The sequence below is a fragment of the Halomonas piscis genome (assembly GCF_031886125.1).
GTDB lineage: Bacteria > Pseudomonadota > Gammaproteobacteria > Pseudomonadales > Halomonadaceae > Vreelandella > Vreelandella piscis.
In genome coordinates this window covers 531,523-546,262 of sequence record NZ_CP119391.1, presented here as the reverse complement: position 1 = coordinate 546,262, position 14,740 = coordinate 531,523, and the positions used below count along the sequence as shown (strand labels likewise).

Sequence of the window (14,740 nt, the reverse complement as noted above, 5' to 3'; positions counted from 1 at the left end):
CGCATTGCATCTGCCCGGCTTCAGCCCTTGGCAATGACCTCTTCGCGCAGCTCCCGGGGCATGGAGAAGGTGATGTCCTCCTCGCGGCCGGCGAGCTCCTCGGGCAGGCTGGCGCCGAGCTCCTGCAGACGCTCGATCACGCCCTTGACCAGCACTTCCGGGGCGCTGGCGCCGGCGGTCACGCCGATCCGTTCGATGCCGCCGAGCCAGTCGGGGTCGATCTGCGCGGCGTTGTCGATCAAGTGGGCCGGCGTGCCCATGCGCTCGGAAAGCTCGCGCAGGCGGTTGGAGTTGGAGCTGTTGGGGCTACCCACCACCAGCACCAGGCCGCTTTCGGCGGCCAGGTCGCGCACCGCGTCCTGACGGTTCTGGGTGGCGTAGCAGATGTCGTTCTTGCGCGGGCCCTGAATGTCGGGGAAGCGCTCGCGCAGGGCATCGATCACCCGGGCGGTATCGTCCATGGACAGCGTGGTTTGGGTCACAAACGCCAGGTGTTCGGGGTTCTTCACCTTGAGGCTTGCCACGTCTTCCTCGTTTTCCACCAGGTAGATCTGCCCGCCGTGGGAGGTATCGTAGCGCCCCATGGTGCCTTCCACCTCGGGGTGGCCGTGGTGCCCGATGAGCACGCACTCGCGGCCGCGCTTGGCGTAGCGCAGCACTTCCATGTGCACCTTGGTCACCAGCGGGCAGGTGGCGTCGAAGACCTTGAGCCCCCGGCGCTCGGCGTCCTGCTGCACGGCGCGGGAAACGCCGTGAGCGGAGAAGATGACGATGACGTCGTCGGGCACCTCGTCGAGCTCCTCGACGAACACCGCGCCGCGCTCGCGCAGGGTTTCCACCACGAAGCGGTTGTGCACTACCTCGTGGCGCACGTAGATGGGCGGGCCGAACACGTCCAGCGCCCGATTGACGATGTCGATGGCCCGATCCACGCCGGCACAAAAGCCGCGCGGATTGGCCAGCTTGATGGCCACCGGCTGCGCCTCTGCCGCGCCGGTCTGTACCGGATGACTCTGCACGGAATCAGTTTGCATGGTCTCGCCTTGATGAAAACTCATCGGTAAAAAAACTGTATCAATAACGCCGTCGGCGCATTAGCGCCGCTTCGGGGGTCAAACCGAGCGCCTCCTTGAGAGGCTCAATGGGTCGTTGCAGGCCTTACGTTGATGACTTCCACCTCGAAGGTCAAGGTGCGCCCGGCCAGCGGGTGGTTGAAGTCGACCTCCACGCGGTCGCCCTCTACCTCTTTGACCACGCCGGGCAGCTCGGTTCCCGCCTTGTCGGCAAAGGAAAACATCAGCCCCTCTTCGGGCTCCTGGTCGCCGAAGTCGTCGCGCTTGAGAAACTGGATGTTCTGCTCGTTGTGCTGGCCGAAGGCGTGCTCGGGAGGAATGGTGAAACGCTCGCGCGCCCCCGCTTCCAGGCCCTTGAGCGGGTGCTCGAACCCCGGCGGCAGATTGCCGTCGCCGAACTCGAAGGTGGCCGGGTCCTTGTCCCGGGTGGAATCCACCACGGTTTCGTCTTCCAGCTTGAGCGTGAAGTGCAGGGTTACTTCCATGCCCTCGCCAACGGTATAGGCGTGGCTGGCAGGGTCGTGGCCCGCCCGGTTACGGTCGTCACTCATTTAGTGCCTCGCTTGTTGGATGCGGCGTCGGCGATCGCCCAGGATCGACTCCCAGATCAGGCCGATGGCCCCCAGCGTAATGGCGATATCGGCGACGTTAAACGCCGGATAGTACCAGCCGGCGGCGTGGAAGGAGAGAAAGTCCACCACGTAGCCGTGCACCACCCGGTCAAAAAGGTTGCCCAGCGCCCCGCCGATGATCAGCGCAAGCGCGCAGGCCAGGCGTTTCTCGTCGGCCTTCAGGCGCGCAAGCCACACGCCGAGCCCGATACAGGCGGCCACGGCGATGGCGGCGAACAGCCAGCGCTGCCAGCCCGGGTGGCTTGCCAGAAAGCTGAACGCCGCCCCGGTGTTGTGCACCAGCGTCAGGTTGAAAAACGGCAGCACCTTCACCGGCTCGGCGTAGCCCAGCAGGTGGCTGGCGGCATACTTGGTGGCCAGGTCCAGCACCACCACGGCCAGCGCCAGCCACAGCCAGCGCAGGGGTCTGTGCATGGCGCGGCCCATGGGCGCTGCCTGAGCGTGGTTGCGGTGGGCCTCAGGCATAGCGGCGAATCTCACCTTCGCCCTCGGGCAGGTTGGCGATGCAGCGCCCGCAGAGGTCGGTGTGCCCGGGGTGGCTGCCCACGTCTGGGCGGTGGTGCCAGCAGCGCTCGCACTTGGCGTGAGGGCTGGCGCTGACCGCGACTTTCAGGCCGTCCATGTCGGTGGCCTCGGCCTGCTCGGCCTTTGCCAGGGGGCGCAAATGCACTTCGCTGGTGAGCATGACAAAGCGCAGCTCGTCGCCCAGCCGAGCCAGGGTGGCGTGGAGCGCGTCGTCCACGTAGAGCGTGACCTCGGCGGCCAGGCTGCCCTTGATGATCTTGGCGTTGCGCGCGTCTTCCAGGCACTTGTTCACCGCGTTCTTGACGTCGAGGAGCTCGGCCCAGAAAGCCCGGCCCATCTCGGAGTCGGCGTCGAGCGTGGAAAGGCCGGCATAGTACTCTTCCAGCAGCACGCTGTCGCCGCGCTCGCCGGGGATGTGCTCATGGATTTCCTCGGCGGTGAACGAAAGGATCGGCGCGACCCAGCGGCACAGCGCCTCGACCACGCGGTAAAGCGCCGTCTGGGCGCTGCGCCGGGCGAGCGAGTCCGCCTGGGTGGTGTACTGGCGATCCTTGATCACGTCGAGATAGAAACCGCCCAGCTCGCCGGCGCAGAAGTTGTGCACCTGCTGGTAGACGTCGAGGAAACGGTACTCCTCGTAGGCCGTCTCGATGCGCGCCTGCAGCTGCGCCGCGCGGTCCACCACCCAGCGGTCCAGCGCCAGCATGTCAGCAAAGGGCACGGCGTCTGCGGCGGGCTCGAACCCGGTGAGGTTGGCGAGCAGAAAGCGCGAGGTGTTGCGGATGCGGCGGTAGACGTCGGCGGTGCGCTTGAGGATTTCGTCCGACACGGCCATTTCGCCGGAATAGTCGGTGGAGGCCACCCAGAGGCGCAGAATGTCCGCCCCCAGCTTGTCCATGACCTGCTGGGGGGCCACCACGTTGCCGGTGGACTTGGACATCTTGCGGCCCTTGGCGTCCACGGTGAAGCCGTGGGTCAGAAGCTCGCGGTACGGCGGCTGGCCGTCGATGGCGCAGCCGGTCAGAAGCGAGGAGTGAAACCAGCCGCGGTGCTGGTCCGAGCCTTCCAGGTAAAGATCCGCCCGGGGGCCGGTCTCGTGCCCGTGGGGGTGCGAGCCGCGCATCACGTGGCGGTGGGTGGTGCCGGAGTCGAACCAGACGTCGAGAGTGTCGGTGACCTTCTCGTAGTCGTCGGCTTCAACGCCCAGAAGCTCGGCAGGCTCGAGGTTGAACCAGGCGTCGATGCCGCCCTGCTCCACTCGCTTGGCGGCCTCTTCGATGAGCGCCACGGTGCGCGGGTGCAGCTCGCCGGTCTGGCGGTGCAAAAACAGCGGCAGCGGCACGCCCCAGTTGCGCTGGCGGGAGATGCACCAGTCCGGGCGGTTGGCGATCATGGCGTGCAGCCGCGCCTGGCCCCAGCTTGGGGTGAACCGCGTGGCGTCGACGCCTTCGAGCGCCCTCTCGCGCAGGGTCTTGCCGTCACGGCCGGCAAGGTCCATGCCCACAAACCACTGGGCGGTGGCGCGGTAGATCACCGGCGTCTTGTGCCGCCAGCAGTGCATGTAGCTGTGGGTGATGGGGATGTGGGCCAGCAGCGCGCCTTTTTCGCGCAGCTTGTCGACGATGTGGGGGTTGGCCTTCCAGATCATCTCGCCGCCGAAAAACTCGAGATCGTCGGCGTAGACGCCGTTGCCCTGCACCGGGTTGAGCATGTCGTCGAAGTCCATGCCGTAGTCCCGGCAGGTGTTGAAGTCGTCCACCCCGTAGGCCGGCGAGGAGTGCACGATGCCGGTGCTGCCTTCTTCGCACTCGACGTAGTCGGCAAGATACAGAGGCGATGACCGCGCGTAGAGCGGGTGGCGAAAGCGGATCCGCTCAAGCGAGGCGCCCCGGGCGGTGGCGATGGCCTTGCCCTCCAGGCCAAAGCGCTCGAGGCAGCTTTCCACCAGCTCTTCGGCGACCATCAGCAGGCGTTCGCCCACGTCCACCAGGGCGTAGGTGAAGTCCGGGTGGACGTTGAGCGCCTGGTTGGCGGGAATGGTCCAGGGCGTGGTGGTCCAGATGGCCACGGCCGCGGGCTTGCCAAGCTCGCTCAGGCCGAAGGCGGCGGCGAGCCCGGCGTCGTCCTCGACGGGAAAGGCCACGTCGATGGCGTCGGACTGCTTGTCGGCGTACTCGACCTCGGCTTCGGCCAGCGCCGAGCCGCAGTCGAAGCACCAGTTCACCGGCTTGAGCCCCTTGAACACGTAGCCGGCCTCGACCATGGCGCCCAGCGCGCGGATCTCGCCGGCTTCGTTGGCGTAGTCCATGGAGCGGTAGGGGTTGTCCCAGTCGCCGACGACGCCCAGGCGGACAAAGTCCGTCAGCTGGGTCTCGATCTGGGCGCTGGCGTACTCCCGGCACAGCTCCCGGGCGTGAGCCGGTTCCAGATGCTTGCCGTGGGTGGTTTCCACCTTGTGCTCGATGGGCAGGCCGTGGCAGTCCCAGCCCGGCACGTAGGGGGCGTCGAAGCCGGCGAGGTTCTTGGACTTGACGACGATGTCCTTGAGGATCTTGTTGACGGCGTGACCGATATGAATGCTGCCGTTGGCGTAGGGAGGGCCGTCGTGGAGCACGAACAGCGGCTTGCCCGCGCGCGCCTGGCGCAGGCGCTGGTAAATGCCCAGGTCCTGCCACTGCGACACGCGCCCCGGCTCGCGCTTGGGCAGCATGCCGCGCATGGGAAAATCGGTTTCAGGCAGGTTTAGCGTGTGCTTGTAATCCATAGTCCGGTCAGCCGTCGTTAGCGTCGGCGGCACTACCCGCCGAGGAAGAATCAAAAGGGGGAGAGTGGGAGCCGGCCGCTTCGCCGCCGAGCGGGGCCGAGGCCAGGGGTAGCGCGCTGTCGTCATCGATGGCGGCAGCGGCAAGGTAGCGCCGGGCGCTCACCTGATCCCGAGCGATCTGCTCCTTGAGCGCGGCAAAGTCGTTGAACTTGACCTCGCCGCGCAGCCGCGCACAGGGGTAAACCGTCATCCGCTGGCCGTAGAGATCGTCGCTGAAGTCAAACAGATGGACTTCAAGCATCGGCCGGGTGCTGCCCACCGTGGGGCGAAAGCCGACGTTGGCCACGCCCCGGTAGCGCTCGCCGTTTTCCCGCTCGGCCACCACGGCAAACACGCCGCGCAGCGCAAGCGGGCGCGGCAGCAGCGGAAGATTGGCCGTGGGCGCGCCGATGGTGCGGCCCAGCTGCTGGTCGCGCACGATTCGCCCGTCCAGGGTATAGGGCCGACCCAGCAGCCGAGCGGCGGCGCAGAAGTTGCCGCTGGCAAGCAGGGTGCGCACCCGGGTGCTGGAGACGCGCTCGTTCTCTATTTCGAAGCTGCGAGTATGCTCGACGCCAAAGCCGCACGCCTGGCCCACGGTTTCCAGCAGGGCGAAGTCGCCCTGGCGGTCGCAGCCAAAGCGAAAGTCGTCGCCCACGACCAGGTGGCGCACGCCGAGGCCGGCGAGCAGCACCCGGTCGATGAACTCGCGCCCGGTGAGGCTGCGCAGCGCCTCGTTGAACGGCAGGCAGAGCACCTGGTCGACGCCGTGGCGGCGCAGCAGGCGCACCTTTTCGCGCAGCCGGGTCAGCCGCGGCGGCGCCTGGTCTCCGGCAAAGTACTCGCGCGGCTGGGGCTCGAACACCACCACGGCCAGGGGCACGCCCAGGCGCGCGGCGTGCTCGCGGCACTGCTGCAAAATGGCCTGATGGCCGCGGTGCACGCCGTCGAAGTTGCCGATGGTTGCCACGCAACCCCGGTGGGACGCCTGTAAATTGTGCAAACCTCGTATGACGCGCATACCACTCAAGCCCTTGATCGTTGCCGAATACGCTTTCCGGCGCCCAAATCGGAGATTATAACGCACCGCGCGCCGCCTTGTAGGCCCCGCGGCTAGCCGCCCATGCGCAGATGCCCGGGCCGCAGCCCCAAAAGCCCCAGCCAGGCAAAGTAGGCGCCGGCCCCGGCTGCCACCAGCAGCGCCACCCAGGCCGCTCGCCAGCCAAGCTCGGCGTCAAACCAGGCCGCCACGCCGGGCACCAGCAGCCCGAGCACCGCCACCATCAGCGCGCATCCGCCAAGCAGCTGAGCGGCAAAGCGCCCCCAGCCGGGCTGGAGCACCAGCACGTTCTGACGGCGCAGCAAAAAGGCCAGCAGCCCGGCGTTCAGAAACGCGGACAGCGACGTGGCCAGCGCCAGCCCGGCGTGGGCCAGCGGCCAGATCAACGCCAGGTTGAAGCCCATATTGGCCACCATGGCGACCATGCCCACCTTGACCGGCGTCTTGGTATCCTGCCGGGCAAAAAAACCCGGCGCCAGCACCTTGATCAGCATGAACGCCGGCAGCCCCAGCGCATAGGCTCGCAGACTCATGGCCGCCATGTGAATGTCCTGCTCGGTCATGGCGCCATAGTGGAACAGCGTAATCAACAAGGGCTCGGCAAGCACGGCAAGCGCCAGCGCCGCCGGCAGCCCCAGCAGCAGCACCATGCGCACGGCCCAGTCGAGCATGGCGGAAAAATGCGCCGTTGACTGCTCGGCATGGCGGCGGGAGAGCGCCGGCAGAATCACCGTGCCGATGGCCACGCCGAACACGCCCAGCGGCAGCTCCACCAGGCGGTCGGAATAATAAAGCCAGGACACGCTGCCCCCCGCCAACAGGGAGGCGAGCACCGTATCCAGCAGCAGGTTGATCTGGGCGACCGAGACGCCAAAAAGCGCCGGCGCCATCAGCTTCAGGATGCGCTTGACGCCGTCGTGGGCAAAGTTCGGCCAGGGGGCCGGCAAAAGTCCCAGCCGCGCTAGAAACGGCACCTGAAAGGTCAGCTGCACGGCCCCGGCAATGAGCACCCCCCAGGCCAGCGCCATGGCCGGCACCTCCATCAGCGGGGTCAAGAACAGCGCCGCGCCGATCAGCGAGAGGTTGAGCAGCACCGGGGTGAACGCCGGCACCGCAAAGCGCCCCCAGGTGTTGAGCACGCTGCCGGCAAACGCCGTCAGCGAAATCAGCAGCAGATAGGGAAACGTCAGCCGCAGCATGTCCACCGTCAGCGCCAGCTTTTCCGGGTCGCGGCCAAAGCCCGGGGCAAACAGCCAGGCAAGCCAGGGCGCGGCAAGGACGGCGACCGCGGTGAGCAGCGCAAGCGCCGCCCCCAGGCTGCCGGCGGTCGCGTTCAAAAGCTCGCGCACCTCCTCTCGGGCGCGCCGGGCGGAGTATTCCGACAGCACCGGCACAAACGCCTGGTTGAACGCCCCTTCGGCGAACAGCCGGCGCAGAAAGTTGGGGATCTTGAAGGCGACAAAAAACGCATCCGCCCCGCTGCCGGCGCCCAGCAGCGTGGCGATGACCACGTCGCGCACAAGCCCCATGACCCGGGAGAGCATGGTCATGGTGCTGACCATCAGCCCCGAGCCCATCAGCCCCTTGCGCGCCGGCGGTGAAGTCTTGTCGTCTGCCGATGTTTGCGTGCTCATGGCTTTTGTTCCACGCCGATTGCGCCGCCCGCCGAACGCATCCGCCGGCGGGTCAGACATAAAAAAACCGGCCGCAGCCGGTTTTTTTCAGGCGTCTGCCGGCTTACGCCGCCAGTGCCTTGACGCGCTTGTTCAAGCGGCTTTTCAGGCGCGCGGCCTTTTTCTTGGACAGCGCATCCTTGTCGGCGATGCGGTCGATGATCGGCTGCGCCTTCTGGAACTCTTCCATGGACCTGGCGTGGTCGCCGGTTTCAACGGCCTTGAGCACGCGCTTGACGTAAGTGCGGACCATGGTGCGCTGGCTGGATCTCAGGGCACGACGCTTCTCGGCCTGAAGGGCGCGCTTGCGGGCTTGCTTGCTGTTCGCCACTGGGTATCTCCTTGGAGAAATAGGGTTGCCGTTCAACGACAACGGTTTAACGCGATAGTTGCCGCTTTGTAGCGACGTGACATCCGCGACACGGCCGGCCTGCGAGGCTTGCAGACCGCCGTTCGCCAAAAAGGTCGACAGGGCCGCTTGGCCACCTGTCGATACGGGCATGTCTGAGAGGATGGCGCAGTCTATCACGCGCTTTATAGGCTGGCTAGCATGCGCGACAAAACCTCAGCTTCATTGCCGCCAGCCTCCATCGCCCGGCCTGGGCTTTTCTATCCCTCTCAGCAGGAAGAACGGGCTCGGCGGGAAAAACTGGCACGGCAGGAAAATTGACGCTTCCCTGATCTGCCTCACTTTTGTTCTATATAGCGCCCCTCCGCGAACTGGTAAAATGCCGATTTACTTATTCACCCCTCCTCTTTGACGACCACGCCTAAGGAAACCGTCATCATGCCCAAGCTATACGCAGCATCCGGCCAGCCGCGATTTTTTCGCCGCTGGCTTTTTTTGCTGACTATCCCCCTGCTTCTTGTCAGCCTGCCCGGCCACGCCATGAACGGCGCGCTCGACCTGACCGAGACCCGCGTGGGCATGCTGGCCATCGCCGTGTTTGTCCTGGCGTACATGCTGGTCATCGCCGAAGAAAAGTTACACATGCGCAAGTCCAAGCCGGTGCTGGTGGCCGCGGGGATCATCTGGGCGCTGATCGGCTGGGTGTACGTCAATAACGGCATGTCCGCGGCCTCCGAGCAGGCGTTTCGCACCACGCTGCTGGAATTTACCGAGCTGATGCTGTTTTTGCTGGTGGCGATGACCTACATCAACGCCATGGAAGAGCGCCGGGTGTTCGACAAGCTGCGCTCGTGGATGCTGCTCAAGGGCTTCAGCTATCGCTCGCTGTTCTGGCTGACCGGAGGGCTTGCCTTCGTGCTCTCGCCGGTAGCCGACAACCTGACCACGGCGCTTTTGATGTGCGCCGTCATCACCAAGGTGGCCGAAGGCGACAAGCGCTTCATCAACCTGGCCTGCATCAACGTGGTGGTGGCCGCCAACGCCGGCGGCGCTTTCAGCCCGTTCGGCGATATCACCACGCTGATGGTGTGGCAGGCGGGCATCGTGGAGTTCCATACGTTTTTTGCCCTCTTCTTCCCGGCGCTGGCCAACTTCCTGATTCCCGCGATCATCATGAGCCTGTTCATCAAAAGCGACAAACCGTCGAGCATCCAGGAAGACGTCTGGCTCAAGCGCGGCGCCCGGCGCATCGTGCTGCTGTTCCTGCTGACCATCGCCACCGCCGTTACCTGCCACATGCTGCTGGGGCTGCCGCCGGTGCTGGGCATGATGACCGGGCTTGGCTACCTGCAGTTTTTCGGCTACTTCCTGCGCCAGAGCCTGCCGCGCTCGCTTGAGCGCAAGCGCGAACGCTACAGCCGCCGGGGCGACCAGAAAAAGCTCGCCCAGCTGGGCAGCGTAGTGCCGTTCGATATCTTCAGCCGGGTGGCGCGCAGCGAATGGGATACGCTGCTGTTCTTCTACGGCGTAGTGATGTGCGTCGGCGGGCTTGGCTTCATGGGCTACCTGAGCCTGCTTTCCGAGGCTCTGTACGGCGGCTGGGACGCCACCTCGGCCAACGTCACCCTGGGCGCGCTCTCCGCTCTGGTGGACAACATCCCGGTGATGTTTGCGGTGCTGACCATGGAGCCGGACATGTCCCAGGGTCACTGGCTGCTGATCACCCTGACCGCGGGCGTCGGCGGCAGCCTTCTGTCGATCGGCTCGGCGGCGGGCGTGGCGGTCATGGGGCAGGCGCGCGGCGCCTACACCTTCATGGGCCACCTGCGCTGGATGCCGGCCATTTTCCTCGGCTATGTCGTCAGCATCCTCTTGCACCTGTGGATCAACGCCGGCAGCTTCGCCGGCTAGCCCGGCGGCGGAAATGACCGCGGGCGTCGGCGGCAGCCTTCTGTCGATCGGCTCGGCGGCGGGCGTGGCGGTCATGGGGCAGGCGCGCGGCGCCTACACCTTCATGGGCCACCTGCGCTGGATGCCGGCCATTTTCCTCGGCTATGTCGTCAGCATCCTCTTGCACCTGTGGATCAACGCCGGCAGCTTCGCCGGCTAGCCCGGCGGCGGAAAGCTTCCCGCCACCCTCCTCTGCCCGGCGTCAGCCGGGCAGGCTAACCGGCCCGGCACGCTCGACCACGCGCTGCCAGGCCGCGTCCTCCTCGACTCGCTGAAGAAAGGCGGTAATTGCCGGGTAGCCGTCCAGCGAACGCGTCAGACCGAGCGTTTGCAGCGGAAAGCTCATCTGGATATCCGCCCCGCTTGGCCAGCCCGGCGCAAACTCGCCGTGGCGGGCCAGGTGCGCCTCGATCAGGGCCAGGTGCCGTTCGAGCCGGGGTCCCAGAAAACGCTGGTTGACGGCCTTGTCGATGCCTTTGGCCACGGGGCGAACCGGCCACGGCGACTGCGCGGGCAGCTGGCCGAAAACCAGCCGCATGACCAGAAGCGGCATCAGCGACCCCTCGGCGTAGTGCAGCCAGTAGCGGTAGTTCACCCAGCCGGCGGCGTCGTCCGCCGCGGGCTGGCAGCGGCCCTCACCGTAGCGCGCCAGCAGAGACTCGATGATCGCGCCGGATTCGGCCAGGGTCTGCTCGCCGTCGGTGATCACCGGCGAGGCGCCCAGCGGATGCACGCGCCTGAGCGACTCCGGCGCCAGCCCGTCGGCGCTACGCGGATATTCCACCAGTTCGTAGTCGAGCTCAAGGGCTTCCAGCAGCCAGAGGATGCGGTGAGAGCGGGACTTTTCCAGATGGTGAAGGCGAATCATCAGATTTTGCGCGGGATACCCGGTACTTTCAGTGCCGGAAGGGATAGCGCGTCGCCCGCAGGGCGACCTGTTACGCCACCGTCTGCCCCGCTCCTCCCTTTGGTTGAATGGATGAGGTGAGGCGGTAGCCGTAGCCATCACCGCGTTGGATCAGCAAGCAGTGCTTGTGCGAGATACCTTGCACTGCCCCCTGCTCGGTCTGAATGTTGAAGCGGCCGGTTTTACGCACAGCGACACGGCCCGTATGGATGCCGGCCTTCTTGCCGGTGGGCACGATGGCTTTCACCATGTCGCCGGTCTGAAAACCGTGCACCTGCTTCTGCCGCATCAGATAGCCACGCGGGAAACCGTGCCGGGTCAATCGGGTGCGTTGATAGCTGCCGCGTCCGGTGGCCTTGATCGTCAGCGTCGGCACCTGCCAATGGTGCAGGGCGTCCATTGGGCCGACGCAGGCGGCGTCCAGGGCGTGGGTCTTGGGAATGCCGAGGCGCTGGCGGTTGTACTTGGTGCGCCCGCCGCTACCTGCTGTCACCGGCAGACCGGTGGCCTTGAGAGCACCGAACAGCACCCAACGGGTCGCGTTGACGGCGCTGGCATCCCGCAGCGGGCGCTTGAGCTCACATTGCACGCGCTCCTGTCGAGCATCCGCCGACAGGTTGTTAGCCTTGAGTCGCTTCTTGAGCCCCTTGTCGGTGGTGAAGAAAGTGTCCAGCGTGCCGTTGCCCTTGCCCTGGTTGCAGGCGTGGCAGGCCAGCGTCAGGTTACTGACGCGGTGCGAGCCACCGTGAGCACGAGGTACCACATGCTCGACGTCCAGTGGGGTGTCGGTATCACCACAGTAGGCGCACTCGCGCCCCCACTTTTCCAGCAGGTATTCGCGCACCTCGTAGCCGAGCAGCGAGCCCTGCTGGTACTCGACACCGCTGATCTCCGGGTTGTCCAGCTTCTGCGTATCGAAGCGCACCAACTCCTGACTGATGGCAGTGACCGGCGCCAGACGAGTCAGCCGGTTCACCCAAGCCGTGATGGTATCGACACGGTGCCGCAGGCTGGGAGCCAGCCAGCCCTTGGGTCGGGTGCGGTTGTTGAAGCGTGGCGCCCGGTAGCGCAGGTTCTGACGGCGACGACGGCGACGAAAGGCTCGGCGCTGCTCCAGCGCCTTGCGAATCTGAAAGCCACGATGGACAAGCTCGAACAGGCACAGCACGTGACGATCCTCGGCATCCTCGCGCACTAACGCCAGCCCGGTGGTCTTGCTGCCGGGGTCGATGCCGAGTCGCAGCGGCTGGGTGTCACCCTCCACCCGATCCTTGAGCCGGATCGTGAACGGATAGCGCTTATGCACCACAGCGCGACCGCGTTCCCGCAACAACCGGGCGCGCTTCTCGCTGCACGGCATCAGGGGCCGTTTCTGTTTGTCCAATACGAAAACCGCCATGCGATTTTCTCCTGTGTTAATGCCCTTACGGGCCTGGTGTCGCGGATCGTTCGATCCGTCTCCCCTCGGGAATGTCGATAACCGGCTCCTGCCTGACGGCAGCGATCAAGACCTTCGGCGTTTTACCTTGCGCCAGCATGATCCTGACCTTCCAGAGCCCGCCGCTGAGGAAGCACGGCGGGGTGGGTCTTGGCGACCTGTTACCAACGTAGCGGGTTGACTACCGCTTTCCCTGGTCAGCCGGGCTTGCTTTCACAAGCCTCTCCCTTCAGGGAGAGGTAGCTGACGGCGGGTCTCCGATGTCGCGGGCAGAGCGGGAAGCAAGAGGTGGCCGGCAAAAGACGTGCCGTACGCCAAGCGTAGCAGCCCTGGCGCTAAGGCGGCGGAAAATGCACTTCGTCGCCGCGGGTGTCGAGCTGGGTGATGCGCGCCGGGCGGCCCTGATCGTCCAGCGTGACCAGCCCCAGGCCGCTTGCGTTCCACAGCCGCTCGCCGGCATTGCCGCGGTCGGGAACGCGGGGATAGATGCGCAGCCGGCGGCGCTTGGTGAGGATATTCAGCGGCGACCAGGGCGCATACAGCCAGCGGTTGAGCCGGTCGAACACGTCCAGCAGCGTGTCGGGGAAGGTATTCTTGATGCCGCTGGAGGTGATTTGCCACAGCCGCGGCGAGCGCTGCCGGTGGCGCAGCACAATGTCGTAGGCGAAGGAATAGTGGACGTCGCCGGAGAGGATCACGTAGTTGCCCGGGGTGCGCGAATGCCGCCAGATATTGAGCAGCACGCTGGCCGCGCCGCGGTGGGCCATCCAGTTTTCGGCGTCCACCATCAGGGGCTTGCCAAGCCAGGTGAACACCTGCTGCACGGTCTCGATCAGCTTGACGCCGAACATCGGCGTCGGCGAGATGATCACCGCCCCCGGGGCGTCCAACAGCATCTGCTGCAGCTCTGTCAGCGCCTCCCAGTCCATCAGCCCCGAGGGGCGCTTGGGGTGGCGCTCGCTGCGCCAGCGCCGCGTGCGGGTGTCCAGCACGATCAGCGGCGGCGTGGCCTCGTCCACCTGATAGGCGTAGCCCTCGAACGCCAGCAGCGCGTCGATCAGCGCATCCTGGCGGCCGGGATCCAGCCAGCCGCCCGACGCCGCGGCGTTGCCCAGCAGCTCGCGGGTCTGGTTCACCAGCGGTGCCGTGCCGTCGGGGTCGTTGCCCCAGCCCTGGCACAATAGATAGGCCACCAGGGCGTTGCCGATGATCCGCCGGGAAAACGCATGGCCGTAGGCGTTGTGCTCCCAGTCGGCGTGGAGGTTCCAGTCGTCGGTGACGTCGTGGTCGTCGAAAATCATCAGCGTCGGCAGGTGGGCCATCAGCCGGGCGCACTGGCCAAGGCCGTCGCGAAAGCCGTCGACCGCCTCGCTCTCCCGGCGATAGCGCGCAGCGTCCTCTTCCTCCAGCGCGGGCATCCCGCACGCTGCCAGCTGCCAGGGCGTCGGCGACCACGCCAGGCAGTACATGGCGAGTATTTCGCCCAGCGTCATCAGGTGGTTGTGCGCGTTGGCGGTGGTAAACACCGGCTTTCTGGCGCCGCCGAAAAACCCCTTGCGCAGCGCCGCGCTGCTCTCCACGTCCGGCAGCAGAAGGTCGCGGTGGTAGTAGGTGCTGTCGGCGGCGTAAAGCGCCGGGCTGTCCGGCAGCGTCGCGCCGCTCAGGGTTTCGTCCCACAGGCCCAGCCGCGCAATCAGCGCGTGAATGTGGCACAGCATGGGTCCGGCGACGTCGTCGGCGTAGATCTGATCGCCGGTCATCAACAGCCAGGCCGGGCGCCGAGCCGGATCGTCCACGTCGTCGGCCAGCCAGTCGTCCCCGCGCACCAGGCCATCGGCCACCGGGTGGTGGGGCTTGCGGCACGAGCCGTGCATCAGCCGGCGGTGGCTCGAGGCGATCACCACGCTTGGCATCGCCGCCCCGGCATGGCAAAGCCAGGGGGCCCACTGGGCAATGCCGCTTTGGCTGCCGTCGCCATGGCAGATGCCGACGTCATAGTCGATCAGCGTGTCCCGGGGCAGCGGCTCGTCCAGAGCGACGTCCACCAGGTATAGGAAGGCGTGGCGGCCGATCGCCAGGCGCGGCTGGTCCGTCAGGGAAATACGACGAGATTTGCCACCGCGCGGGGCGAGCGTCAATATCAGATCAAGCGGCCGGCAGGTGACCAGCCACATCACCCAGCGGCGGGGGGATATCCGGCGCAGCAGCGGGCCGACCAGCACGTCGGGCAAGGCGCTCTCGTCGGCGTGGTCGAAGGCCGGCGCACCCGGCGGCGGGGCAGTTTCCGCTGGAGAAAACGACATGGCACATCCCCGGTGTTGAAAGCCGTA

General features: G+C 66.2%; 12 protein-coding genes and 1 pseudogene. 3 read left to right on the top strand and 10 right to left on the bottom strand.

Features of this window, described 5'->3' with window-relative positions; translation table 11 throughout:
• Positions 1 to 20: 20 nt before the first annotated feature.
• The 7 genes from ispH to rpsT all read right to left on the bottom strand — a co-directional run bounded on the left by ispH (position 21) and on the right by rpsT (position 8,097).
• A complete protein-coding gene (ispH, locus tag P1P91_RS02630) occupies positions 21 to 1,034 on the bottom strand; it encodes a 4-hydroxy-3-methylbut-2-enyl diphosphate reductase (RefSeq protein WP_311884326.1) in 1,014 nt (337 codons plus the stop codon).
• A 104-nt stretch (positions 1,035 to 1,138) separates the two neighbouring features.
• Positions 1,139 to 1,624, bottom strand: coding sequence for an FKBP-type peptidyl-prolyl cis-trans isomerase (fkpB, locus tag P1P91_RS02625; protein ID WP_311884325.1), 486 nt, complete (start codon positions 1,622 to 1,624; stop codon positions 1,139 to 1,141).
• Positions 1,625 to 2,170: a signal peptidase II gene (lspA, locus tag P1P91_RS02620; RefSeq protein WP_376717185.1), complete on the bottom strand. Its 546-nt coding sequence runs from the start codon at positions 2,168 to 2,170 to the stop codon at positions 1,625 to 1,627. It abuts the gene before it with no gap.
• Entirely contained in the window at positions 2,163 to 4,994 is a 2,832-nt protein-coding gene (ileS, locus tag P1P91_RS02615) for an isoleucine--tRNA ligase (RefSeq protein ID WP_311884324.1), read from the bottom strand. The genes lspA and ileS overlap by 8 nt, the downstream gene beginning before the upstream one ends.
• Before the next feature lie 7 nt (positions 4,995 to 5,001).
• Positions 5,002 to 6,054, bottom strand: coding sequence for a bifunctional riboflavin kinase/FAD synthetase (ribF, locus tag P1P91_RS02610; RefSeq protein ID WP_311884323.1), 1,053 nt, complete (start codon positions 6,052 to 6,054; stop codon positions 5,002 to 5,004).
• Between the two features lie 92 nt (positions 6,055 to 6,146).
• Positions 6,147 to 7,727, bottom strand: a complete 1,581-nt coding sequence (murJ, locus tag P1P91_RS02605; RefSeq protein WP_311884322.1) for a murein biosynthesis integral membrane protein MurJ — start codon at positions 7,725 to 7,727, stop codon at positions 6,147 to 6,149.
• Between the two features lie 103 nt (positions 7,728 to 7,830).
• Positions 7,831 to 8,097, bottom strand: a complete 267-nt coding sequence (gene rpsT, locus P1P91_RS02600; RefSeq protein ID WP_311884321.1) for a 30S ribosomal protein S20 — start codon at positions 8,095 to 8,097, stop codon at positions 7,831 to 7,833.
• Positions 8,098 to 8,553: 456 nt separating this feature from the next.
• On the opposite strand from rpsT, the gene nhaD reads away from it, so the two are divergent.
• The gene (gene nhaD, locus P1P91_RS02595) at positions 8,554 to 10,026 is read left to right on the top strand and encodes a sodium:proton antiporter NhaD (protein ID WP_311884320.1); all 1,473 of its coding nucleotides are present in this window, start codon (positions 8,554 to 8,556) and stop codon (positions 10,024 to 10,026) included.
• A gap of 13 nt (positions 10,027 to 10,039) precedes the next feature.
• Positions 10,040 to 10,225 (top strand): annotated as a pseudogene (locus P1P91_RS02590) (sodium:proton antiporter NhaD); the annotation flags it as partial.
• Between the two features lie 42 nt (positions 10,226 to 10,267).
• On the opposite strand, the gene P1P91_RS02585 reads toward P1P91_RS02590, so the two are convergent.
• Positions 10,268 to 10,933 (bottom strand): glutathione S-transferase, encoded by a 666-nt coding sequence (locus P1P91_RS02585; protein ID WP_311884319.1) that lies wholly within the window; start codon positions 10,931 to 10,933, stop codon positions 10,268 to 10,270.
• A 70-nt stretch (positions 10,934 to 11,003) separates the two neighbouring features.
• A complete protein-coding gene (gene iscB / locus P1P91_RS02580) occupies positions 11,004 to 12,371 on the bottom strand; it encodes an RNA-guided endonuclease IscB (protein ID WP_311884318.1) in 1,368 nt (455 codons plus the stop codon).
• Positions 12,372 to 12,442: 71 nt separating this feature from the next.
• Between iscB and P1P91_RS02575 the strand changes: the two genes are divergently transcribed.
• Positions 12,443 to 12,583 (top strand): hypothetical protein, encoded by a 141-nt coding sequence (locus P1P91_RS02575; RefSeq protein WP_311884200.1) that lies wholly within the window; start codon positions 12,443 to 12,445, stop codon positions 12,581 to 12,583.
• A gap of 162 nt (positions 12,584 to 12,745) precedes the next feature.
• Here P1P91_RS02575 and P1P91_RS02570 read toward each other — a convergent pair whose 3' ends face one another.
• On the bottom strand, positions 12,746 to 14,713 hold the full coding sequence (locus P1P91_RS02570) for a metallophosphoesterase family protein (protein ID WP_311884316.1): 1,968 nt from the start codon (positions 14,711 to 14,713) through the stop codon (positions 12,746 to 12,748).
• Between the last annotated feature and the right edge of the window lie 27 nt (positions 14,714 to 14,740).

Coding starts and splice junctions, on each gene's coding strand:
- P1P91_RS02575 (WP_311884200.1), top strand. CDS start 12,443: ATGTCGATAACCGGCTCCTGCCTGACGGCAGCGATCAAGACCTTCGGC.
- ispH (WP_311884326.1), bottom strand. CDS start 1,034: ATGCAAACTGATTCCGTGCAGAGTCATCCGGTACAGACCGGCGCGGCA.
- murJ (WP_311884322.1), bottom strand. CDS start 7,727: ATGAGCACGCAAACATCGGCAGACGACAAGACTTCACCGCCGGCGCGC.
- fkpB (WP_311884325.1), bottom strand. CDS start 1,624: ATGAGTGACGACCGTAACCGGGCGGGCCACGACCCTGCCAGCCACGCC.
- P1P91_RS02570 (WP_311884316.1), bottom strand. CDS start 14,713: ATGTCGTTTTCTCCAGCGGAAACTGCCCCGCCGCCGGGTGCGCCGGCC.
- ileS (WP_311884324.1), bottom strand. CDS start 4,994: ATGGATTACAAGCACACGCTAAACCTGCCTGAAACCGATTTTCCCATG.
- P1P91_RS02585 (WP_311884319.1), bottom strand. CDS start 10,933: ATGATTCGCCTTCACCATCTGGAAAAGTCCCGCTCTCACCGCATCCTC.
- ribF (WP_311884323.1), bottom strand. CDS start 6,054: ATGCGCGTCATACGAGGTTTGCACAATTTACAGGCGTCCCACCGGGGT.
- lspA (WP_376717185.1), bottom strand. CDS start 2,170: ATGCCTGAGGCCCACCGCAACCACGCTCAGGCAGCGCCCATGGGCCGC.
- nhaD (WP_311884320.1), top strand. CDS start 8,554: ATGCCCAAGCTATACGCAGCATCCGGCCAGCCGCGATTTTTTCGCCGC.
- iscB (WP_311884318.1), bottom strand. CDS start 12,371: ATGGCGGTTTTCGTATTGGACAAACAGAAACGGCCCCTGATGCCGTGC.